The organism is Sphingobium xanthum, from assembly GCF_019737615.1.
In the GTDB taxonomy this organism is placed as follows: Bacteria; Pseudomonadota; Alphaproteobacteria; order Sphingomonadales; family Sphingomonadaceae; genus Sphingobium; species Sphingobium xanthum.
Window position 1 is genome coordinate 68,440 of sequence record NZ_JAHKKS010000008.1, and the last position, 21,573, is coordinate 90,012.

General features: G+C 64.9%; 21 protein-coding genes. 14 read left to right on the top strand and 7 right to left on the bottom strand.

All coding sequences use genetic code 11. The features are described 5' to 3' along the window. Positions 1-28: 28 nt before the first annotated feature. Positions 29-1,006 (top strand): TauD/TfdA family dioxygenase, encoded by a 978-nt coding sequence (locus KM135_RS13560; protein ID WP_221714557.1) that lies wholly within the window; start codon positions 29-31, stop codon positions 1,004-1,006. A 47-nt stretch (positions 1,007-1,053) separates the two neighbouring features. Further along, positions 1,054-1,935 (top strand): oxidoreductase, encoded by an 882-nt coding sequence (locus tag KM135_RS13565; protein ID WP_221714558.1) that lies wholly within the window; start codon positions 1,054-1,056, stop codon positions 1,933-1,935. Here KM135_RS13565 and KM135_RS13570 read toward each other — a convergent pair. Then, on the bottom strand, positions 1,932-2,654 hold the full coding sequence (locus KM135_RS13570) for a Crp/Fnr family transcriptional regulator (RefSeq protein WP_221714559.1): 723 nt from the start codon (positions 2,652-2,654) through the stop codon (positions 1,932-1,934). The genes KM135_RS13565 and KM135_RS13570 overlap by 4 nt on opposite strands. A gap of 166 nt (positions 2,655-2,820) precedes the next feature. Between KM135_RS13570 and KM135_RS13575 the strand changes: the two genes are divergently transcribed. The 4 genes from KM135_RS13575 to KM135_RS20160 all read left to right on the top strand — a co-directional run bounded on the left by KM135_RS13575 (position 2,821) and on the right by KM135_RS20160 (position 6,195). Beyond that, a complete protein-coding gene (locus tag KM135_RS13575) occupies positions 2,821-3,201 on the top strand; it encodes a response regulator (protein ID WP_221714560.1) in 381 nt (126 codons plus the stop codon). A gap of 60 nt (positions 3,202-3,261) precedes the next feature. Continuing rightward, the gene (gene tldD, locus KM135_RS13580; RefSeq protein ID WP_221714561.1) at positions 3,262-4,704 is read left to right on the top strand and encodes a metalloprotease TldD; all 1,443 of its coding nucleotides are present in this window, start codon (positions 3,262-3,264) and stop codon (positions 4,702-4,704) included. 96 nt (positions 4,705-4,800) lie between these two features. Further along, positions 4,801-5,013, top strand: a complete 213-nt coding sequence (locus KM135_RS13585) for a hypothetical protein (RefSeq protein ID WP_221714562.1) — start codon at positions 4,801-4,803, stop codon at positions 5,011-5,013. Positions 5,014-5,079: 66 nt separating this feature from the next. Next, entirely contained in the window at positions 5,080-6,195 is a 1,116-nt protein-coding gene (locus KM135_RS20160; protein WP_343228194.1) for a DUF924 family protein, read from the top strand. 185 nt (positions 6,196-6,380) lie between these two features. Here the strand turns inward: KM135_RS20160 and KM135_RS13600 are convergent, their stop codons facing one another. Further along, entirely contained in the window at positions 6,381-7,517 is a 1,137-nt protein-coding gene (locus KM135_RS13600) for an ATP phosphoribosyltransferase regulatory subunit (RefSeq protein WP_221714563.1), read from the bottom strand. A gap of 122 nt (positions 7,518-7,639) precedes the next feature. Here KM135_RS13600 and KM135_RS13605 point away from each other — a divergent pair, with 122 nt between their 5' ends. Then, on the top strand, positions 7,640-8,560 hold the full coding sequence (locus KM135_RS13605) for a hypothetical protein (RefSeq protein ID WP_221714564.1): 921 nt from the start codon (positions 7,640-7,642) through the stop codon (positions 8,558-8,560). Between the two features lie 40 nt (positions 8,561-8,600). Here KM135_RS13605 and serA read toward each other — a convergent pair whose 3' ends face one another. Beyond that, positions 8,601-10,178 (bottom strand): phosphoglycerate dehydrogenase, encoded by a 1,578-nt coding sequence (serA, locus tag KM135_RS13610; protein WP_221714565.1) that lies wholly within the window; start codon positions 10,176-10,178, stop codon positions 8,601-8,603. A gap of 161 nt (positions 10,179-10,339) precedes the next feature. Continuing rightward, positions 10,340-11,482: a phosphoserine transaminase gene (locus tag KM135_RS13615; protein ID WP_221714566.1), complete on the bottom strand. Its 1,143-nt coding sequence runs from the start codon at positions 11,480-11,482 to the stop codon at positions 10,340-10,342. Positions 11,483-11,687: 205 nt separating this feature from the next. Between KM135_RS13615 and KM135_RS13620 the strand changes: the two genes are divergently transcribed. From KM135_RS13620 to KM135_RS13630, 3 genes are all read left to right on the top strand, one after another. Beyond that, entirely contained in the window at positions 11,688-12,365 is a 678-nt protein-coding gene (locus KM135_RS13620) for a DUF4328 domain-containing protein (protein WP_221714567.1), read from the top strand. A 103-nt stretch (positions 12,366-12,468) separates the two neighbouring features. After that, positions 12,469-13,158 carry an extensin family protein gene (locus tag KM135_RS13625; RefSeq protein ID WP_221714568.1) on the top strand — a complete coding sequence of 230 codons (690 nt, stop codon included), beginning with the start codon at positions 12,469-12,471 and terminating at the stop codon, positions 13,156-13,158. Between the two features lie 48 nt (positions 13,159-13,206). After that, positions 13,207-14,085 carry an LOG family protein gene (locus tag KM135_RS13630; RefSeq protein WP_221714569.1) on the top strand — a complete coding sequence of 293 codons (879 nt, stop codon included), beginning with the start codon at positions 13,207-13,209 and terminating at the stop codon, positions 14,083-14,085. Positions 14,086-14,182: 97 nt separating this feature from the next. Here the strand turns inward: KM135_RS13630 and KM135_RS13635 are convergent, their stop codons facing one another. Beyond that, a complete protein-coding gene (locus KM135_RS13635; RefSeq protein ID WP_221714570.1) occupies positions 14,183-14,812 on the bottom strand; it encodes a c-type cytochrome in 630 nt (209 codons plus the stop codon). 183 nt (positions 14,813-14,995) lie between these two features. Here KM135_RS13635 and KM135_RS13640 point away from each other — a divergent pair, with 183 nt between their 5' ends. From KM135_RS13640 to KM135_RS13655, 4 genes are all read left to right on the top strand, one after another. Next, positions 14,996-15,886: a prephenate dehydratase gene (locus KM135_RS13640; protein ID WP_221714696.1), complete on the top strand. Its 891-nt coding sequence runs from the start codon at positions 14,996-14,998 to the stop codon at positions 15,884-15,886. Between the two features lie 259 nt (positions 15,887-16,145). Then, a complete protein-coding gene (locus KM135_RS13645; RefSeq protein WP_221714571.1) occupies positions 16,146-16,484 on the top strand; it encodes a P-II family nitrogen regulator in 339 nt (112 codons plus the stop codon). Between the two features lie 15 nt (positions 16,485-16,499). Next, entirely contained in the window at positions 16,500-17,831 is a 1,332-nt protein-coding gene (locus KM135_RS13650) for an ammonium transporter (protein ID WP_221714572.1), read from the top strand. A gap of 436 nt (positions 17,832-18,267) precedes the next feature. Further along, positions 18,268-18,669, top strand: a complete 402-nt coding sequence (locus tag KM135_RS13655; protein ID WP_221714573.1) for an MAPEG family protein — start codon at positions 18,268-18,270, stop codon at positions 18,667-18,669. 4 nt (positions 18,670-18,673) lie between these two features. On the opposite strand, the gene KM135_RS13660 is transcribed toward KM135_RS13655, so the two are convergent. Both KM135_RS13660 and KM135_RS13665 read right to left on the bottom strand, forming a co-directional pair. After that, on the bottom strand, positions 18,674-19,108 hold the full coding sequence (locus tag KM135_RS13660; protein WP_221714574.1) for a protein tyrosine phosphatase family protein: 435 nt from the start codon (positions 19,106-19,108) through the stop codon (positions 18,674-18,676). Between the two features lie 68 nt (positions 19,109-19,176). Continuing rightward, positions 19,177-21,567, bottom strand: coding sequence for a hydrolase (locus KM135_RS13665; RefSeq protein WP_221714575.1), 2,391 nt, complete (start codon positions 21,565-21,567; stop codon positions 19,177-19,179). Positions 21,568-21,573: the final 6 nt, after the last annotated feature.

Below are 21,573 nucleotides of genomic sequence, written 5' to 3' on the forward strand. Positions count from 1 at the left end.
GGGCGGACCAGCAGAAGAGGATCCGCCAGTGACCGACCCGATCTACGCCCCCGTCACCGACCCCGCCGCATGGACCGGGCCGCAGATCGGCGGCCGGGAAGGCTTCACGCATCGGCTCTCCCCGGCGCAGCTCGATGCCATCGATGCGCTGGTCGAGAAGACACGCGGCCGCGTTCCGCACGAGATCGCCAAGGCGGATTTCTCCTCGCCGGAGGTCGATGCGCTGATGGCCGCGGCGCGCTACCAGCTCATGCATGGCGCGGGCGCGATCATCCTCTCCGGCATCGATGCCGACCGCTACGATCTGGAGGCGCATGAGCGGCTCTATTGGGGCCTCGGCACGCATATCGGCACCGGCGTCGAGCAGAGCTCCCGGCGCGACTTCATTGCCCATGTGAAGAAGGAAGAGGGCGGGCCGGTGCGCGGCTACACGACCGACATGGAGCTGCGCTCGCACACGGATTTCCACGAAATCCTGTCGCTTTATTCGCTGCGCACCTCGCCGAGCGGCGGCGAGAGCGGCGCAGTGAGTGCGCTCGCGATCCACAACATCATGGCGGCCGAACGACCGAACCTGCTCGCGGCTCTTTACGAGGGCTATTATATGGATTGGCACCAGCGGCCCGAACCGCTTGGGGAGAAGCTGCCCTTCTTCTGGTCGATCGACGGCAAGATCAGCGGCTTCAACAATCGTGTCTTCATGCGCCATGGCCGCGAGACCGATAAGCTGCCGGAGAGATTGCACGAGGCGCTGGCGCTCTATGACGAGATCGCGCTGCGCCCCGATGTGCGTACCGATTTCCTGCTCCAACCGGGCGAGATGTTCTTCTGGCACAATTTTCTGGTGCTCCATTCGCGCCAGCAGTTTCACGACACGCCCGAGCGCAAGCGCCTGTTGCTGCGACTCTGGCTGAACGTTCCCGGCGGACGGCCCATCCATCCGGTGATGGCCCGACTGACCGCGGAGATAGACGAGTTTCACGGCCGGGTCCCGCAAGCCGCGTAGAGCGACACGACCGCGCGAGCCGGGTCACGATGCAAGGAGAGAGGCACATGACCGATGTCAGCAAGGCCGGCACATATCATCTGGGCAATCTGACCGTTAAGCGCATGGGCTACGGCGCCATGCAGCTTGCCGGTCCCGGAGTGTTCGGCCCGCCGCGCGATCGTGCCGCCTGCGTGCGCGTGCTGCGCGACGCGATCGAGGCGGGCGTGGATCATATCGACACGTGCGACTATTACGGCCCGCATATCGTGAACGAGGTTCTTCGCGAAGCGCTGCATCCTTATCCGGACAATCTCGTACTCGTGACCAAGGTCGGTGCCCTGCGCGGCAGGGACGGCTCCTGGAACCCGGCGCAAAGCCCGGCCCAGCTCGTCGAGGCTGTTCATGACAATCTGCGCAATCTTGGCATTGATGCCATCCATGGCGTCAACCTGCGCCTGATGGGCGGAGCCGATCATGGCCCGTCCGAAGAGTCGCTGGAGGAGCGCTTCACGGCCTTGCTCGAATTGCAGCAGCAGGGGCTGATCCAGGAGCTCGGCATCAGCAATGTGACGCCGACCCAGGTGGCCGAGGCGCGCAAGCTCGGCCGGCTCGCCTGTGTCCAGAATCACTATAATCTCGTCCACCGCGCCGACGAGGCGATGATCGACGATCTCGCGAGCGCGGGAATAGCCTATGTGCCCTTTTTCCCGCTCGGTGGTTTCAGGACCATCCAGACCGAGGCGCTCTCCGCCATCGCCGCCCGCATCGGCGCGACGCCCCTGCAGACGGCACTTGCCTGGTTGCTGCATCGCTCGCCGAACATTCTGCTGATTCCGGGCACGTCGCAAAGCGCGCATCTCCAGCAGAATCTGGCGGCCGCAGAGATCAGTCTCGATACCGAAACGCTGGCCGCGCTCGATGAGATTGCGGCGGCCCCGGCTGGTTAGGCCAGCGTCAGCTCCGGATATACGCCGGCCAGCACATCGTCGAAATGCGCGCGGACCTGCTCGTTGCAGCCGCAGGCCCGGCGGCGCAGGCCCTCATAGTCGGTCACCATGATGCCGCCGCGCCGTGTCCGGATCAGCCCTTCGGCCTTGAGCCGCTGGATCTGCCGGCTGGCATAGCTGCGCCCGACGCCGAGCATCGAGGCGAGCTGGTCCTGCGTCATTGTGACGTCATTCATGCCCGTCCGCTCGACCGATGCGGTGAGCCATTTGGCGGCGCGCGCATCGACCGTGTGCGTGGCGTTGCAGGCAACCGACTGGAAGACCTGGGCCAGCAGGCAATCGGCATAGCGCGAGAAGAAATGGCGCAGCGAGGGCGATCGCGCCTTGGCTTCCTCCAGATCTGCCGAGGAAATCCGCGCGAAGGCGCCGCCATGCATGGTGCAACAGCGCGCATAAGCCGCGAGGCGCCCCTGGCTGACGATGCCGCCGATCGCGCCTTCCCGCCCGACCATGGCGGTCTCGACCACGCTGCCGCTGTCCATGGGAACAAGAAAGGACGCCAGCGAGGAGCCGAGCGGGAAATAGGCAGCGGTCACGACGTCGCCCGGATCGTAAAGCACCTTGCCGGTGCGCACCTCGATGATCTCCGCCACGCGGCTCAACAGGTCGCGGTCGTCCCGGTTCATCGCGGCGATGAGATTATTGTCGGTCAAAGCCATCGATCCGCTCCTCCATCTGTGTCTTTGGGCACAAACGAGCCAATCGGGGCGAAGTTTCCCGGTTTGTGCGCTAGTGAACAGACATGGTTCCGGGGATATGCAAAACCGCACAGATGGCGAGCGTCCGGGGTGGTCGTGGCCTTAGACCAGAGAACGGGTTCGCGCTTTGCCTTCCTTACAGCCGCTGTCGCGCGATCCGGGGCATGCCCTGATCGTCGAGGATAATGTCATCATCGCTCTGGAGGTCGAGACCTTCCTTCAGGATCTCGGCGTGGCGTCCTGCTTCATCGCCGGAACGGTCGAGAATGCCCTGCATGTCCTGGATGCCCGGCAGGTGGCCTTCGCCATTGTCGATGTCGATTTGGGGAGCGAGACGAGCGAGGAGGTCGCATTGGCGTTGCAGGAGCGTGGTCTGCCCTTTCTGTTCGTGACCGGATATGGCGCAAGCGCGCCGATGGCGCGTGACTTTCCCGACGTTCCTGCCTTGATGAAGCCGTTCACGCCGGCAATGTTGCGGGCCGCGCTTAACAATCTGGGAATCGATTGACGCACGCCGGATCATGCGTCCCCCATTTCCCCCGCGCGCCTTAGCGCCTATATCGTCGGCATGACCGACACAGCTCCCCAGATCACAGACGTCCGCTCCTTCCTCTATCGCGATGGCGCGCTCGATCCTGACGGCGCGAAGCGCGTGACCGCCGAGGCGCTCGGCAATTGCGAGGATGGCGAGCTCTATCTCCAATATATGGCGAGCGAGAGCTTCGGCTTCGACGACGGGCGGCTCAAGACGGCGGACTATTCGACCGATGCCGGTTTCGGCCTGCGCGGTGTTTCCGGCGAGATGACCGGCTTTGCCCATGCCAACGACATCAGCGAAGGCGCGATCCGCCGCGCGGCGGAGACGCTGAAGCTGCTCGATCCCGGCAAGCAGGGCATGACCCCGCCGCCCCAGCGCACCAACCGGCATCTCTATACCGAGGCCAATCCGCTTGATCTCGTGCCCTTCGCCAGGAAGGTCGATCTCATGGGCAAGATCGACGCTGCCGCCCGCGCGCGCGATCCGCGCGTGGTGCAGGTCTCGGCGACGCTTGCAGGCAGCTGGTCCGTGGTCGAGATCGTCCGGGCCGACGGCTTCGTTGCGACCGACGTGCGCCCGCTCGTGCGGCTCAACGTCTCGATCATCATGGAGGAGAATGGCCGCCGCGAGACCGGCTATTTCGGCCTAGGCGGGCGCTATCTCTATGACGATCTGTTCGAGGAACCGACCTGGCAGCGCGCGATCGACGAGGCGCTGAAGCAGGCCGAGGTCAATCTCCGCTCGGTCGATGCACCGGCCGGCGAGATGACCGTGCTGCTCGGCCCCGGCTGGCCCGGCGTGCTGCTGCACGAGGCGGTCGGCCATGGCCTCGAAGGCGATTTCAACCGCAAGGGCACGAGCGCCTTCACCGGCAAGATCGGCCAGCGCGTCGCCTCGCCCGGCGTCACCGTGGTTGACGATGGCTCGATCCATTCGCGGCGCGGCTCGCTATCGATCGACGACGAGGGCACGCCGACGCAGGAGAATGTGCTGATCGAGGACGGCATCCTTCGCGGCTACATGCAGGACCGGCTGAACGCGCGCCTGATGGGCGTGCCCGCCACCGGCAATGGCCGGCGCGAGAGCTATGCCCATGCGCCGATGCCGCGCATGACCAACACCTTTGCGCGCAGCGGCGAGGACGATCCCGAAGAGCTGCTCTCGCGCATCAAGAACGGCATCTTCGCGCGCAGCTTCGGCGGCGGTCAGGTGGACATCGTCTCGGGCAAGTTCGTCTTCTCCTGCACCGAGGCCTATAAGGTCGAGAACGGCAAGCTGGGCGATCCGATCAAGGGCGCCACCCTCATCGGCGACGGACCGACCGCGCTCACCAAGATCGTCGGCATCGGCAACGACATGGCGCTCGACGAGGGCATCGGCATGTGCGGCAAGGCCGGGCAGGGCGTGCCCGCCGGCGTCGGCCAGCCGACCCTGCTGCTCGAAGGGCTGACCGTGGGCGGCACGGCGGCTTGAATGACCTGATGGTCGAATTGGGCCGCTTCGGTTGTCTCGTTCTGATCCTCGGGCTGCTCGATATTGTGTTTTTTTCACAAATCGAAATCGGCTCTGATGGGAAAGGGACTCGATCCGTCGGCGATCAAGTACCTCGACTATCCGCTTCTCGGGCCGGCCAAGAGCCTTCCACTTGCGGTGGCCGTCTTGGCAACGCTTCACACGCCCGAGATTGTGCGAGTCTTCTTCGCTCCGGTGTTTGGCGGCATTTTGATCTGGCTGGAAATGGTCCGCTATCGCGCGATGGTGCGGCAGGCTGAACGTCGCTGACGCTTCTGCTCCTCGCGCTCTCTGCGTCGAATTGAAGTCATGCGCGGCAAGGGCTAGATCTTCCCCATGTCCGAATTCTTCACCGCCATCGGCGACAAGCAGCGCGCCTTCATCGAAAAACAGCCGGTCTTCTTCGTGGCGACCGCCGCGGACGGCGCGCGGATCAATCTCAGCCCTAAGGGCATGGACAGTTTCCGCGTGCTCGGCGCCAATCTGGTCGGCTATCTCGATGTCGGCGGATCGGGCAACGAGACGCAGGCGCATCTGGCCGCCGACGGCCGCATCACCATCATGTTCTGCGCCTTCGATCAGCCGCCGCTGATCCTGCGCCTCTATGGCAAGGGCCGCGCGATCCTGCCGCAGGACAATGAGTGGGAGATCGCGGCGCGCATGTTCCACATCCTGCCCGGCACGCGGCAGATCTTCCTCGTCACGGTCGAGAGCCTGCAGGAAAGCTGCGGCTGGGGCGTGCCAGTCATGAAGCTGGAGAAGGAGCGCGAGACGCTCTCCAAATATCATGCTCAGAACGAGACGCCGGAGCGTCTTGCGCGCATCTCGACGCGCACGCAGAGCATCGATGGCCTGCCGCAGCGCGTGCAAGACCGGTTCGTGCCGCGTGAGGCCGCCAAGGTGAATGTCGATCCCGACTGGGTCCCGGCCGTGCTCAATTACTGGCTGAATGAAGTCGGGCCGAATGGCTGGTTCGACTCGAGCGAGGAGGAGGACGCGCGCTGCCTGCACCTGTTCCGCGCGCTCTGGGATGCGCAGCGCGACAATCCGGCGGTCGATTTCCTGACCGATGCCGATACCGCGCTGGCCGCGATCATCCTGTTCGACCAGTTCCCGCGGAACATGTTCCGCGGCCGACCAGAAGCCTTCGCGACCGACTCCCTGGCCCGTGACATCGCCAGCGGCGCGCTCGATCGGGGCTTCGACGAGGAATTCGTGGAGGCAGCGCGGCCCTTTTACTACATGCCCTTCATGCACAGCGAGGCGCTGGCCGATCAGGAGCGCTCCGTCGCCCTGTTCAGCCGGCCGGGCTTTGAACGCAATCTTACCTTCGCCAGGGCGCATTACGACATCATCGCGCGCTTCGGCCGCTTCCCGCATCGCAACGAGGTGCTGGGGCGCGAGACCTTGCCGGAGGAGGAGGAAGCCGTCGCGGAGGGGGCGCACTGGTAGCTCATCGCACGAAAGCGCTGTCCTACAGGTCGGGCATCGTGGCATGCCTGTGGATGGCTGTTTCTCAGAAGCGGTGATCGCTTTTCCCGATCAATCGCGCGAAAATATGGGGTCGACCTCAGAACCTTCAGAACCTTCGGGGTCTGAAATCGCCTAATTGATCGATAAGATCGATCAGTCGGGCTTCACAGCGGCACGACGCCCTTGCCTTCGAGCGTGGCGTCGCAGCCAAGCGCCTTGCCGTCATCCGTGGGGGAGAGCGCCGCAATGGTGATCCAGCCCTCGGCGCGTAGGGCATTGGCCCGCTCGGCATCATAGCCGATCGGCAGGAACAGCCTCTTGCCCGCCTCGTCGCCGAAGCCGGCGTCGATCAGCGGATCGGGATAAAGCGAGAAGCCCATGGCCGGCTCGCTGGTGCCGTCGGTGCGCGCGACCGAATAACTGCCGCCCCGGCCGATCTCGCCGATGAAGCCCTCGGCGAAAATCGAGAAGCCGAACCAGCTCTGGAATTTGAAACCATGGCGCTCGGTCGGGTCGAGCGTCAGCGTGATGTCCCAGCCGATCGGCCGAGCGATGGCGCGCAGCGCTTCGATCGTCTCGGTCAGCGCACCTTGCGCCGGGCCGGCGTTGAACGCCTCCAGCCGGTCCATCGCGGGGTGGAATTGCCCGGTCGCCTCGATCAGTGCCAGATAGGGCTGCGCGGTGGCACCAAGCTCGACCAGCGAGCCGGCATCCTTGGCGTCAAGCCGCGCGCGCACGGCTTCCACGTCCAGCGGCGCGACCGGCATTGGCCCGGCGGCCAAGGTCGGCACCAGATCGGGCAAGGTGAAATCGATGGTGAGGCCCTTCACGCCTGCGCGCTGCAGCGCTTCGATCGCGACATTGACGATCTCGACGGCGGCGGCGACGCTGTCCGATCCGATGATCTCGGCGCCCACCTGCATGCGCTCGCGCTCCGGGCGGAGCTGGTCGGCGCGCAGCTTCATAACCGGCCCGCCATAGCAGAGGCGCAGCGGGCGCGGCGTCGCGGCCATGCGCGTGGCGGCGATGCGGCCGACCTGCGCGGTCATGTCCGGGCGAATGGCGAGCGTGCGCTGCGAGACCGGATCGACTGCGCGCAGCAGATCCTCGGCGCCGGCCGATTGCAGGCGCGTCACCAGCGTCTCCTCGAACTCGGCGAGCGCGGGCATGACGCGGCGATAGCCATGCGAGGCGACCGTATCGAGCACATCGCGCACGAGGCGCGCGGAAGCTTCCGCCTTCGGGGGAAGGCGGTCGGCAAGGCCTTCGGGCAAAAGGCCGGGGGCGATCGCGTCGGTCATGGCCGGGCCTTTACCGGATTCCGGCGGCCTTGCGAGGAGAATTTGCGGCCGGGTTCCCGGTAGCTCTTGCGCGCGGCCAGCGTCGCGGCTTTGATGCGACGAGCTGATTTGGGGGACTCGGCATGACCTTGGTGTTCGACACGGCGAGCGCGCAGTTCAACAGCTATTGGGGCCTGCTGCTCCCCGCCGCGACCCTGGCGGTGATGGTGGTCACGCTCCTGCGCGGCGGGCAACGCAAATGGGTGTTCATCTTGGGAGGTGTGACGGTGTTCCTGTTCCTTGTGGCTTTCGTCCTGCCGGTTGCGGACTTCCATCATGTGAAGGCGGCGTTGACCGATGGGTCCGCCAAGACGGTCGAGGGCGTCATCAGCATGCATGAGCGCAAGACGGTCAAGACCTGGACGGGCAGTGGCGGTGGCGTCGGTGTCTCAAGTTACAATCGCTACCGATCCGACACGAGCGAGCAGTTCTACGTCGGCAACCAATGGTTCTGGCTGCGCGTGGGCGGCATGCCCTCGGGCGCCTCCTTCACCAATGCGGGCGAACCGCCGGTGGTGCTCCGAGACGGCATGCGGGCGCGCGTGACCTGGTTCGAGGATCCCTGGAATGGTGACGAGACGCGCATATTGAAGCTGGAAATCGACGAGAAATCGGCGTTGGCCCGTGCTCCCGTGCGCCCGGTGGTGATGGCCGGTGTCGCGCCGGTGGCGGCACCCGCCTCGACGGCCGCCTTGCCGGCCGACTTCGCCGCTTTCTGGAAGCGCTTCTCAACCGCCGCTGCCGCCGGTGACAAGGCCGGCGTCAAGGCGCTGACGCGCTTTCCCTTCCTGTTTGCCGGGACGCCGCTCGAGGCCGATCGCTTCGACAATATCTGGATGGGCATCTTCCCCGCGCCGCTGCGCGCCTGTTTCGGCACGGCAACGCCGATGAAGGATGGCGATGCCTGGACCGTGGGTTGCGGCGCCTATGTCTATGTGTTCAACAAAGGTTCTGCGGGCTGGCAGCTCACCGACTTCACGGCAGACCCGGAAGCGCAGGAATAAAAAATCCTCCCCAAGCTCGTCTTGGGGAGGAATTAGACGCTCAGAACTTCAGCGCGCGCACGAGACGCACGTTATGCAGCTTCTCGATCTGCTGCATCTGCTCCTGCGGCACTTCCTCATCGACCGAGAGCAGCAGCACCGCCTCGCCGCCCGCTTCGCGTCGGCCGAGGTGGAACGTGCCGATATTGATGTTGGCCGCGCCCAAGATGCCGCCGACCGCGCCGATGAAGCCCGGCGCGTCATTATTGTTGATATAGAGCATGTTGCCGTCGAGATCGGCTTCGATCTTGATGCCGAAAATCTCCACGAGCCGCGGATTGGCATTGCCGAGCAGGGTGCCGGCGACCGAGCGGGCGCCGCGCGTGGTGGCGACGGTCACGCGCAGCAGCGTGTGATAATCGCCCTCCCGCTCATGCCGCACCTCGCGCACGTCGATCCCGCGCTCCTTGGCGAGATAGGGCGCGTTCACCATGTTCACCGTGTCGGTGTAGCGGCGCATCAGGCCGGCGAGCACGGCACCCGTGATCGGCTTGATGTTGAGCTCGGCGGCCGCGCCCTCGACCTCGATGGCGATGTTGGTGAGATTGTCATGCGCAAGCTGGCCGACCAGGCTGCCCAGCTTCTCGGCGAGCGCCAGATAGGGGCGGACCTTGGGGGCTTCCTCGGCCGAGAGGCTCGGCACGTTGAGCGCATTGGTGACGCCGCCCGTCAGCAGATAGTCGCTGAGCTGATCGGCCACCTGCAGCGCGACGTTCACCTGCGCCTCATTGGTGGAAGCGCCCAGATGCGGCGTCGAGATGAAGTTGGGCGCGCCGAACAACGGGCTCTCCGTTGCCGGCTCGACCGCGAACACGTCGAGCGCCGCGCCGCCGATATGGCCGCTCTCGAGCCCGTCCTTGAGCGCCGCCTCGTCGATCAGGCCGCCGCGCGCGCAATTGATGATGCGCACGCCCTTCTTGGTCTTCGCCAGATTTTCGCGGCTCAGGATGTTGCGCGTCTGGTCGGTCAGCGGCGTGTGCAGGGTGATGAAGTCGGCGCGGGCGAGCAGCTCGTCCAGCGTCACCTTCTCCACGCCGATCTCGATGGCGCGCTCGGGCGTCAGGAACGGATCGAACGCGGCGACCTTCATCCGCAAGCCAAGCGCGCGGCTCGCGACGATCGAGCCGATATTGCCCGCGCCGATCAGGCCGAGCGTCTTGTTGGTGACTTCGACGCCCATGAAGCGGTTCTTTTCCCACTTGCCGGCCTGGGTGGAGGCGTCCGCCTCCGGCAGCTGGCGCGCGAGCGCGAACATGAGGGCGATGGCGTGCTCGGCGGTCGTGATCGAGTTGCCGAACGGCGTGTTCATCACCACGACGCCCTTGGCCGAGGCATAGGGGATATCGACATTGTCGACGCCGATGCCGGCGCGGCCGATCACCTTGAGGTTGGTGGCGGCGTCGATGATCTCCTTCGTCACCTTGGTGGAGGAGCGGATAGCGAGGCCGTCATACTCGCCGATGATCTTCTTGAGTTCATCGGGCTTGAGGCCGGTAATCTCGTCGACCTCGACGCCGCGATCGCGAAAGATCTGCGCGGCTTGCGGGTCCATCTTGTCGGAAATCAGTACTTTGGGCATGGAAAAATCCTGTCCTGAACTCCTCTCCCGTGCGGGAGAGGATAGGGAGACTTGGCGGCTTGTCCGCCTAGTCGGACTTGGAGAGGGGGCTTTTGGCCTTCGAGCGCTTCGCGCACCCCTCTCCCCGACCCTCTCCCGCAAGGGGAGAGGGAGAAAAGAGATCAGGCAGCCGCCAGCTGCGCCTTGGCCTCGGCATAGGCCCAGTCGAGCCATGGACCGAGCGTGACGATGTCGGCCGTGTCCACGGTCGCGCCGCACCAGATCCGCAGGCCCGCCGGGGCATCGCGATAGCCCGCGATGTCATAGGCAGCGCCTTCCTTCTCGAGGAACGAAGCCATTTTCTTGATCATGGCTTCGTCGGCACCCTCGACGGTGAGGCAGACGCTGGTGATCGAGCGGCTGGCGACGTCCGGTGCGAGATGACCGAGCCACGAGCGCGCCTGTACGATCGTATCGAGCGCATCGGCATTGGCCTGCGCACGGGCGATCAGGCCCGCTGCGCCGCCGACCGACTTGCCCCATTCGAGCGCCAAGATCGCGTCCTCGACGGCAAGCATGGACGGGGTGTTGATCGTCTCGCCCTTGAACACGCCCTCGGCGAGCTTGCCCTTCGAAACGAGGCGGAAGACCTTGGGCAGCGGCCAGGCCGGCGTGTAGCTTTCCAGCCGTTCGACGGCGCGCGGGCCGAGGATCAGCACGCCATGGCCGCCTTCGCCGCCCAGCACTTTCTGCCAGGAGAAGGTGGCGACGTCGATCTTGTCCCACGGCATGTCATAGGCGAACACGGCCGAGGTGGAGTCGGCAAACGAAAGTCCCTCGCGATCCGCCGGGATCCAGTCGCCATTCGGGACGCGGACGCCAGACGTGGTGCCGTTCCAGGTGAAGAGCACATCGCTCGACCAGTCGACCGTGCTCAGATCGGGCAGCTGGCCATAATCGGCGCGGATGATCGTCGGATCGAGCTTGAGCTGCTTCGCGGCATCGGTGACCCAACCTTCACCGAAGCTCTCCCAGGCGAGCGTCGTCACGGGCCTGGCGCCCAGCATGGTCCACATTGCCATTTCGAAGGCGCCGGTGTCGGAGCCCGGCACGATGCCGATGCGGTGCGTGTCGGGGAGGTTCAGCAACTCGCGCATCAGGTCGATGCAATAGCCGAGGCGATCCTTGCCGAGCTTGGAGCGGTGGGAGCGGCCGAGAACTTCGGTGGCCAGCTTCGCGGGGCTGTAACCCGGCGGCTTGGCACACGGCCCGGACGAGAAATAGGGGCGCGCGGGCTTCGAGCCCGGCTTGGTAACCTCAGTCATGTCTTGCGTCTCCTTGCAGAGAGCACGCGCGGCGTTGGGACCGCGTGGCCCGAGGGCGCCCTTAGAGACTTATCGTTTCAAGTCAATGAAAGACCGATTGTGACGCCGGGAGTCCGCTTGGTGATGCATTCGTGTCACGCGGGCGCGCAAGCGTGCTGGACATGGCGGGGCATGAAGGGCAGCTTGCGTCACGGGGGATATAAATATGCCGGACACCTATCGGGACCCGCAGCGTCTAGCGCGCATTGTCGCCATTGCGCTGGCGCTGTTCTCCTTCTGCGACGTGATGTTTACCGCTGCCGAGATCAACACGATCCGGTCTATTGATCGATATCTGGCCGGGATCGGCGACATGTCCGAACTGGAGGCAGCGGACATGTTCAGCGGCCTCACCGGACTTGGGGTGGTGATCATGATGTTGTTCGTGGTCGTCGTGCTGTGCATGTGGATTCATCGGGTCAACAAGAATGCGCAGGCGTTCGATCACCATGGCGTGATGACCGTCTCGCCGGGCTGGAATGTCGGCTATTTCTTCATTCCCTTTGCCAATCTGCTCATGCCGTTTCGCGGGCTTGCCGAGACCTACCGGGTGAGCGCGAACCCGGCCGAACCGACGGCGGTCGCGATACCCGGCCTGATGCGCCTCTGGTGGGGATGCTGGCTTGTTTCCGGCGTTCTCGGCAATATCTCGTTCCGCCTGTCGCTGAGCGCCGAGACGCTTGAGACATTCAAGCTGGCGTCGCAGATCAACGTAACCTCGTTCGTGTTCGACATGCCCGCCTTGGCGACATTGGTCTGGTTCGTGCGCAAGTTGACGGATCATCAGCAGCAAGAGCTCCTGGCCAGCGATATGAGCGAGCCTGCTCTGGGACCGACGGCCTGACGACCGACGAGAACAAGGCATGTCGGCGCGGATCGGACTCGCTTGGGCGCGGAGAGTCGGGTCTTTAACCTTTTGTTAACCATTCTTAACCAGATTCTCGGCCATGTTTGGGACGGGACTCTCGCGCATGCCGGGCCGGCTCGCCGCGTTGATCGCGGTCGCAAGCCTGGCTGCGTGCGCCGATCATAGTGTCGTTCATCAGAAGCGCGTCGCGCGCCCGGTGCCTGCCCCTCGCGTCATGCCCAATAGCGAGATTTTCCGGATGTGCGCCGCCCGGCTCGACGCCGCTCAGGTTCGCTATCAACCCCTGCCCAACGAGCAGAAGGGCGGCGGCTGTGCGGTCATCGACTCGGTGAAGCTGCTGGACATCGGCACGCCGACGGCCAATCTCGGCGCCATGACCTGCCCGCTGGCCGCGACTTTCGCCGCCTGGGCGCGCCATGCCGTGCGTCCGGCCGCGCGGCTCTATCTCGGCAGCGAGGTCGTGAAGATCGAGACCTTCGGCACCTATGCCTGCCGCGATGTGCGTGGCACCGGCGGTACGATCGCGGGCAAGCGCAGCGAGCACGCCCATGCCAATGCGGTCGACATCTCCGCCTTCGTGCTGGCCGACGGGCGCCGCATCAGCGTGCTCAATGACTGGCGCGCCGACGGCCCGACTTCCGAGTTTCTCCGGCGCATCCATGAGAGCGCCTGCAAGCGTTTCCCGACCGTGCTCAGCCCGAACTACAATGTTGCGCACAAGGACCATTTCCATTTCGATATGGGCGGTCGCGGCGGCTATTGCCGATAGGGTCGGTGCGTTGTTCCCTTGATCCGTGAAATCGTCTAGCGCGCTCCCATGGCCGATCCCCATACTGTCAGCGAAAGCAAGTTCCGCCACGCCCGCGAGGAAGCGCGCGATGCGGAGCGGACCATCCCCTCGCCCCAGACCCAGAGCAAATCCTACAAGCTGGCCTTCCAGGACACGGAATTCCTGCTGCGCGACGACTTGCGGCCGGTGCGCTTCCAGCTCGAATTGCTCAAGCCCGAGCTGCTGCTCGACGAGGCCAGGATCTCATCGACCTTCGTCTTCTACGGCTCGGCGCGCATCCCCGAGCCGGAAGCCGCGCAGGCCCGGATCGACGCGGCGCGCACGGACGCGGAACGGCTCGTGGCGCAGCGCCTCGCCGAGAAGGCCAAATATTACGAAGAGGCCCGCCGCCTCGCGCGCATCGCCGCGCAATTCCCGGTGAATGAGGAAGGCTGCCGCAATTTCGTGGTCTGCTCGGGCGGTGGCCCGTCGATCATGGAGGCGGCCAATCGCGGTGCGGCCGATGTCGGCGCCGCGACCATCGGCCTCAACATCGTGCTCCCGCACGAGCAGGCGCCCAATCCCTATGTCACGCCGGAGCTCAGCTTCCAGTTCCACTATTTCGCGCTCAGGAAGATGCACTTCACGCTGCGCGCCCGCGCGCTGGCGGTGTTCCCCGGCGGCTTCGGCACGTTCGACGAGTTTTTCGAGCTGCTGACGCTCATCCAGACCGGCAAGATGAAGCGCATCCCGATCCTCGTCTTCGGCAAGCATTTCTGGACTCGCGTCGTCAATTTCGATGCGCTGGCCGAGGAAGGCGTCATCAGCCCGCGCGATCTCGATCTCATCGACTGGTGCGAAACGGCGGAAGAGGCCTGGGCCTGCGTCGAGCGTTTTTACGCGGATACCGAAACGCCGGACTGCTGACTTATCTCTAGCCCTTCCTCTTCAGAGGCGGGCTTACAGGAAAAGAAAAAGGCGGCCCCGCAGGACCGCCTCTTCATCTCTTCGCTGAGCAAAAGCCTTACTCGGCAGCCGGAGCCTCCGCATTGGCGGCCGCCGGAGCCGCTGCATTGTCACCCTCGGCCGGCGCAGCGGCATTGGCCGCGCCTTCCGCAGCCGGCGCCGCATCGGCGGCGGGCAGTGGCAGGTTCGATCCCTGCGCATTCAGATAAGCGATGACGTTGGCGCGATCTTCCGGCTTGCTGAGCCCGGCGAAGCTCATCTTGGTGCCGTTGGCGAACTCGCGCGGGGAGGCCAACCAGTGGTCCATCGCCTCGAACGTCCAGGTACCGCCCTTGCTCTTGAGCGCGTCTGAGAAGGCGAAGCCGGCCTTGCCGGTGCCGATCGGTTCGCCCATCGTGTGATACAGATTGGGGCCGATGCCGTTGGCGCCGCCCTGATTGATCGTGTGGCAGGCGACGCACTTGGCGAAGACCTTCTCGCCGGCAGCCACGTCCGCGCTGGCCAGCAGCGTGTTCAGCGACGGGCCGGCCGCGCCGCCCTCGCCTTCTTCCTCGACACCCGCGATCGCATAGCCCATCGGCTCCGGCCGCGCGCCGTGGAACAGCTTGTTCGCGACGATTCCGCTGCCCAGCGCGATGATGCCGGCAAACAGCGTCCAGCCTGCAATAGTGTTGAAACGATCGCTCATGCCGCTCTTTGTCTCCGAATTGCCCGGCGCGCGATCCGCCGACCGCTGCGCACCGGCGCCCCTTGTGGGCGCTTCCCTTAATGACTGCGCCGCGCGGGTGCAAGTCCGGCAACGGTGCCGGGCGAGCGGCTTGCGCCCCTGCCTTGCGCGGCCGGCGTGGAGGCCCTAAGCGCTGCCGCGCAGATGGACAATTACCCGCTCCCCGCCCGGCGCCTCGTCGCCGACATGACGGACGCCGCCGCGCGCGCGCCCGATCGTGCGCTCTCCTTCCAGGGCGCGCCCGGTGCCAATTCGCATATCGCTTGCGCCGATTACGCGCCGGACGGGCTGCCTCTGCCCTGCTTCAGCTTCGAGGATGCCCTGGACGCGGTGCGCGAGGGCCGGGCCGACCGGGCGATGATCCCGATCGAGAACAGCCTGCACGGCCGCGTGGCGGACATGCACTTCCTGCTGCCCGAATCCCGGTTGCACATCATCGACGAATATTTCCTGCCGATCCGCTATGCGCTCATGAGCGTGGATGAGGCGCCTTTGGTGAGCGCGCTTTCCCATGTGCAGGCGCTTGGCCAGTGCCGCAAATATCTGCGTGCGCGCAATATCCGGCCGATCGTCTATGCCGATACGGCGGGTGCTGCGGCTCTGGTCGCCGAAGTGCGCGAGAGCGGCGCGGCGGCGATCGCCCCGGCCCTCGCCGCCGAACTTTACGGCCTGCACATTCATGATCGCAACATCGAGGACAGCGACGACAATATGACGCGCTTTGTCGTCCTCTCGCGCGAGCCGGCGGTGCCGTCGCGCGATGCGCCGGTGATGACGACCTTCCTGTTCGAGGTGAAGAACGTGCCCGCCGCGCTCTACAAGGCGATGGGCGGCTTCGCGACCAATGGCGTCAACATGACCAAGCTGGAGAGCTATCAGCGCGGCGCCAGCTTCGCGGCCACGGAATTCTATGCCGATATCGAGGGCATGCCGGGTGACCCCGCGGTCGATCGCGCGCTCGACGAATTGCGCTTCCACAGCAAATGGGTGCGCATCCTCGGCAGCTACCGCCAGGCCCGGTCCCGCTCGGTCTGAGTTCTCGACATCATCGGGCGGCGCGCAACGGGCGCCCCTGACCGTCGTCATCCCTGCCTTCGCAAGGATCACGCAGGAACGACGGAATCATGCCTTTGAAATGACTCGGCCTGCCTAAAAAACAGGCAGCCTGCACATCGTGCCCAAAATTTGTGCGCCGCAACGATGTGATGGTTCAAGTCAGGCGCTTTAACGCGTCATTAACAGATTGGCACGGTTCATGCTTGGTAGACCCCGCACACCATACAAAGGGGGTAGCATGAAACTCATCATGGCAATCATCAAGCCGTTCAAGCTGGACGAGGTGCGTGAAGCGCTTTCCAGCCTGGGGATCGCCGGCATGACGGTGAGCGAAGTGAAGGGCTTCGGTCGGCAAAAGGGCCAGACCGAAATCTATCGCGGCGCGGAATACAGCACCAACATGGTCCCGAAAATCAAGGTCGAGGTCGTCTGCGACGATGCCCTCGCGCCTCGTGTCGTCGAAGGCATTCAGCAAGCCGCGAACAGCGGCGCGATCGGCGACGGCAAGATTTTCGTTCTCGACGTCGGTCAGGCCGTGCGGATCCGCACGGGCGAGACCGGCGAAACCGCGCTGTAAGAAAGGGGGATAGAAATGACCTTCGCAAAGAAACTCTGCGGCGCGGCGGTGGCGACCAGCCTCTCGTTGTTCGCAGCATTGCCTGCTTGGGCGCAGGAAGCGGCTGCCGAAGCCGCTCCGGCCGTGCCCAATCCGGGCAACAATGCCTGGATGATGACATCGACCATCCTGGTCCTGTTGATGATCCTGCCCGGCCTCGCCCTGTTCTACGGCGGTCTGACCCGCTCGAAGAACATGATCGCCACGATGACACAGATCGGCGCTGCCGCCGCTCTGGCCATGCTGGTCTGGGTCATGTGGGGCTACGGCCTCGCCTTCGGCCCGGAAGGCAATGAGTATATCAGCTGGGGCAAGTTCTTCCTGGCCGGCATCACACCGGACTCGACCGCAGCCACGTTCACGGACGAAGTGATCTCGGAATATGTGTTCGTTTGCTTCCAGATGACCTTCGCTGCCATCACGATCGCGCTGGTCTTGGGTTCGGTTGTCGAGCGCATGAAGTTCTCCGCTATCATGGTGTTCGCGCTGGTGTGGCTCACGATCGTGTACTTCCCGATCGCCCACATGGTTTGGGAAGCTCGCGGTGTCTTCTTCGTGATGGGAGCTCTCGACTTCGCCGGCGGCACTGTGGTCCACATCAATGCGGGTGTTTCCGCATTGGTAGCGGCGCTGATCCTCGGCAAGCGCAAGGGCTATCCGAACGAGCCGATGCCGCCGCACAGCTTGACTCTGACAATGGTCGGCACCGGCCTGCTCTGGGTCGGCTGGTTCGGTTTCAACGCGGGTTCCGCGCTGGAGGCCAACGGCTCTGCGGCTCTCGCCATGATCAACACCTTCGTCGCGACTGCCTCGGCCGGCATTTTCTGGATGCTCACCGAGCGCGTCATGGGCCACAAGGGTTCGGCGCTCGGCTTCTGCTCGGGCATCATTGCCGGTCTCGTCGCGGTTACGCCTGCAGCCGGTAATTCCGGTCCGTTCGGCGCGATCGTTCTGGGCGCTGTCGCTTCGATCATCTGCTTCTTCTTCGTCTCGAAGGTGAAGCCGGCGCTCGGCTATGACGACTCGCTGGACGCCTTCGGCATCCACGGCATTGGCGGCATTGTCGGCGCTATCGGAACCGGTATCGTCTATTCACCGATTTTCGGCGGCCCTGGTGGCGAGGACTTCGCCATTGGTGGTCAGCTGGTCACGCAGATTTCGGCCGTCGTCGCGACGATCGTGGTCTCGGCCATCGGTACTGCCATCGCGATGTACATTGCGAAGGCGGTCACTGGGCTGCGTGTCAGCACGGAGGTCGAGCAGGAAGGTCTCGATCTCGGCGAACACGGCGAACGCGCCTACAACTGATCAAATTTGGGCGGGACGGCGCAGCATCGCCGCCCCGCCAACCGATGTTCCTCCTGCGAACATGCCTGGGGCCGGTGCCAAGCACCGGCCCTCCTTTCATCGGTCGATTGCACTGTCCTACAGCCGTCGGCGCGTGGCAGTGTCTGCGCTGGTGCTGAACCGGCGGCGCCTGCCGTTCCTTCTCATCGTCCAAAAAATCTGGAAGATTCCGGAGCCGCCTTGCGGCCGCGAACGGACTTTTGCCAATTCACCATGGCTCATACGTGTGAACTTGGAGAATTTAGCGAAGTAAGTCATTGATTTTTCGACAGTCTGTGAGCGGTGTCCTTCGCGCCCGGATCCAATCTTTTGGTTCCGGAGAGAATATGAGCCGTTTTCGCTTGGGCTGGCCGATCTTGAGCGCATAAGTCGGCGTCCCGGACAGAAAAGGACTGCCATGCCGATCGAACTCAAGATCCTCGCCTGGGGTTGCCTGCTCGGCCTCGTCCACATCTTCGCGGCAATCCGGGTCAAGACCTGGCAATATGGCCGCAAGTGGAACACGAGCGCGCGCGATGAGGCGCTACCGCCGCCAGAGGCGATCGTCGGGCGGCTCGCGCGGGCGCAGGCCAATTATTTCGAGACCTTCCCGATCGTCGCGGTGCTGATCCTGCTCGATCATGCCGCCGGTCTGCTGGACCGGTGGACGGCGATCGGCGCGATGCTCTGGCTCGGCGCGCGGATCGTCTATCTGCCGCTTTATGCGCTGGGCACGCCGGTGGTGCGCACGCTCGCGTTCGGCGTCAGCATGGCCGGCATCATCCTGCTGCTGCTCCCGGCGCTGGGTCTGACCTTCTGACGGATCAGCGCGTTCCGGCGGCGAGCGCGTGCATCATCTCGCGGATCGGCGCGATGTCATAGCCGGCGGCTGCGGCGATGTCGGCAATGTCGTCGGGAGCGTCGCCGGCGCGGGCGCGGGCCAGCGACCAGAGCAGGGTGCTGCGCGTGCCGGAGCGGCAATAGCAGAGCGTCTTGCCCTCGCCATTGTTGGCGAGCGCCTCATCCATGGCATCGAGCTGCCACGGCGCGAAGCCGCTGTGGGTCACGGGAATGGCGACATAGTCGAGCCCGGCCGCCCTGGCCGCGGCCTCGATGTCCGGGCCGGCAACCTGATCCGGCGACTCGCCTTCCGGTCGGTTGTTGACGATCAGCGTAACGCCGAGCGCCTTCGCTTCCGCGACCGTCTCGATGCCGATCTGCGGTGCGACGTAGATCGAGGAAGTGAGCTGCTTGAGCATGGGCCGTCTCCGGAAGTCTTCGTCGGGAAGCTGGCTTCCCTACGCCCGAAAACCGGCGCTGCGCAAGCTCAGGCGGCGATGGCCCGCGCCGCCGCCCGCACGCCACTCTTCAGCACGACCGGACGGAACACGACGCTGAGCAACAGTGCCTCGCCGGTCGGCGCGATGCCCGGCGGTGGAATGAGGAGGAAGGCGGCGTCGCCGCCCGTGCAGCGCAGCAGGCCGTTGCCGGCGTCTTCTAGGCCTTCCGGGATGACATGGGCCGGGATGCTGTCCTCGACTGCCTTGGCATCAAGGAAGGCATCCACGGGATGGAATGTCACCTCGTCGACTTGCACCCACTCGGCAATGCGACCCAGCTGGACGCCAGCGGTGAACTGCGCCGCGCCGATCGGCACGAGCGCTTGGTAATAGCCGTCGATGGTCGGGACGGCATCGACATCGACGACGACATGCTCACCAGTGGCCTTCATCAGCATGACGGGCAGCTTGATCGCGCCGACGTCGAAATCCGGCTTGCGCAGATCGAGGCCGAAGCGGCGCGAAGCGAAGATGGAGAGGTTGATCGGCAGGCCATGCTGGCGCAGCTCGCCGGGCAGATACATACGCAGCGCGTTCTTGATGTAGAAGATACCGCGCCGGCGCAGACCGCTGGCGGCCGCCTCGACATCGACGAACTTCAGCAGGTCACCGGAGCCGAGATTGACGTCATGGTCGAAGTTGCTGAGCACGGCGACTTCGCTCTCGACCGGCAGGAACAGCAGGCGCGCAAGCGAGGCGGTCGCCATGCGGCGGCGCACATCGGTGGTGTCGCTGCCGGCCGGGCGCACGACGCCCTGATTGCCGAAGCGGATGAAATCGAGGCACGCGGCCTGGACCGTATCACGCGCCGCGCTCTGCGTGGCCTTCACACCGGCCTTCTCGCGGACCGGCTGACCGTCTTGGTGATAGTCGATCACCGACCCTTGCGCGAGCGTGCAGAGCTGCTCGACGATGGCGATGGACTCGGAGAGGGCATGCAGGATCTTGAGGTCATGGTGGCGCGTATCGGCAAAGCCCGCCTTGTCGAACCCGCTCATGAAAGTCTCGCGCAGCAGCAGGTAGCGGCCGGTGGCGGTCAGGTTCATGCGGGTTGCCAGCATCGGCTCGATGAGGTTCTGCACCGATCCGTTATAGCCCAGATCGACCAGCATCACGCTGTCGCCATCCTGCACGCCGTGGCTGCACAGATGGGCAATGAGCTTGGAGGCGGCGACGCGCGACCGCTCGACGGTGCGCTGGACGTTCTGCGGCTTCAGCACATGCGCCGCAAAAGCCTTCTTCGAAAAGGTCGCCAATCGCTTGGCTTCGTTGCGGTCGTAGTGGAGATGGCGGGCAAGGACTTCCGATGAGCCGGCCTCGAGCTCGGGCAGGAGATACGCCTCGATCGCGGCCTGGTCGATCAGGCCGGCCTGCGCCGCGGTCAGGCGGCTGATCTCGACCATCGCGACCCGGTCGGCCGCGTCCGGATAGCGCGCCAGATAGGCCTGGGCCGGCAGATAGCCGTCGCGTAGCAGGAAGAGGAGCTTGGTCGGCTTCCCGGTCCGCGCTTCCTGCGCGGCGGCTTCCCCGTGCAACCACTCGGCGAACGTGCCGAAAATCGGCCCGAGCACGTCATGGCCGAGTTTGACCGCAGCATCGTCGGAGCGGCGCAGCGCGATGGCCGGGCGATGCGGCTGGCAGGCCGGCTGCGACACGCGCGTGCGCGGATCGACGATACAGGCAGCGCTTGCTTCGAGACGCAGCCTCTGTTCGCTCTCCGCGTCGAACTGCTCGAGGTGACAGCAATGGATGCCGAGCTTGGACGGTGCGACCACGTCCGCCTGATAATTATCGCCGCAATGCAGGATGGTCGCGGGCGAGACCCCGAGATCGGCCAGCACCGGCACGAACAGGCCGGCTGCCTTGGGCCTGCCATATGCGCTGGAGCAGAAGATCCGGTCGATCATCCCCGCGACATCCTCGCCGGCAGCGCGCGAGATCAACGTGCGCAGCTGCGGCTCGGAGAGATAGGTGTCCGAGACGATGATGATCTTGAGACCCTTGGCCTTCGCGGCGCGCATGAGGGCGACGGTCGGCGCGAAGCCGTAGCAATGCTGCGCCTCGGCATCGAGTTCGGCCTGCACCAGAGCGGCGCGGGCGTCGTCTGACCCTGCTGGCAACGCATGCCGGTAGATTTCCTCTATGCTGACCTCGATGCGGTCCTCGATCAGCGGGATGGTGCGGCGTGCGCGCGTCTCGGCCCAGATGCGGGCTTCCATGCCGGAGCCGGCGAGCGGCAGATCGGCGAAGACGTCGGTCGGCAGGTTGCAGTTGCGCCAGAGCAGTGTGTCGAAGCAGTCGAGCGAGAGGATGCGCACGCCCTGCGGCATCTCATCGAGAATGTTGGCGAAATCGAAAGCACGAACGGCGAATGTCATGATGAT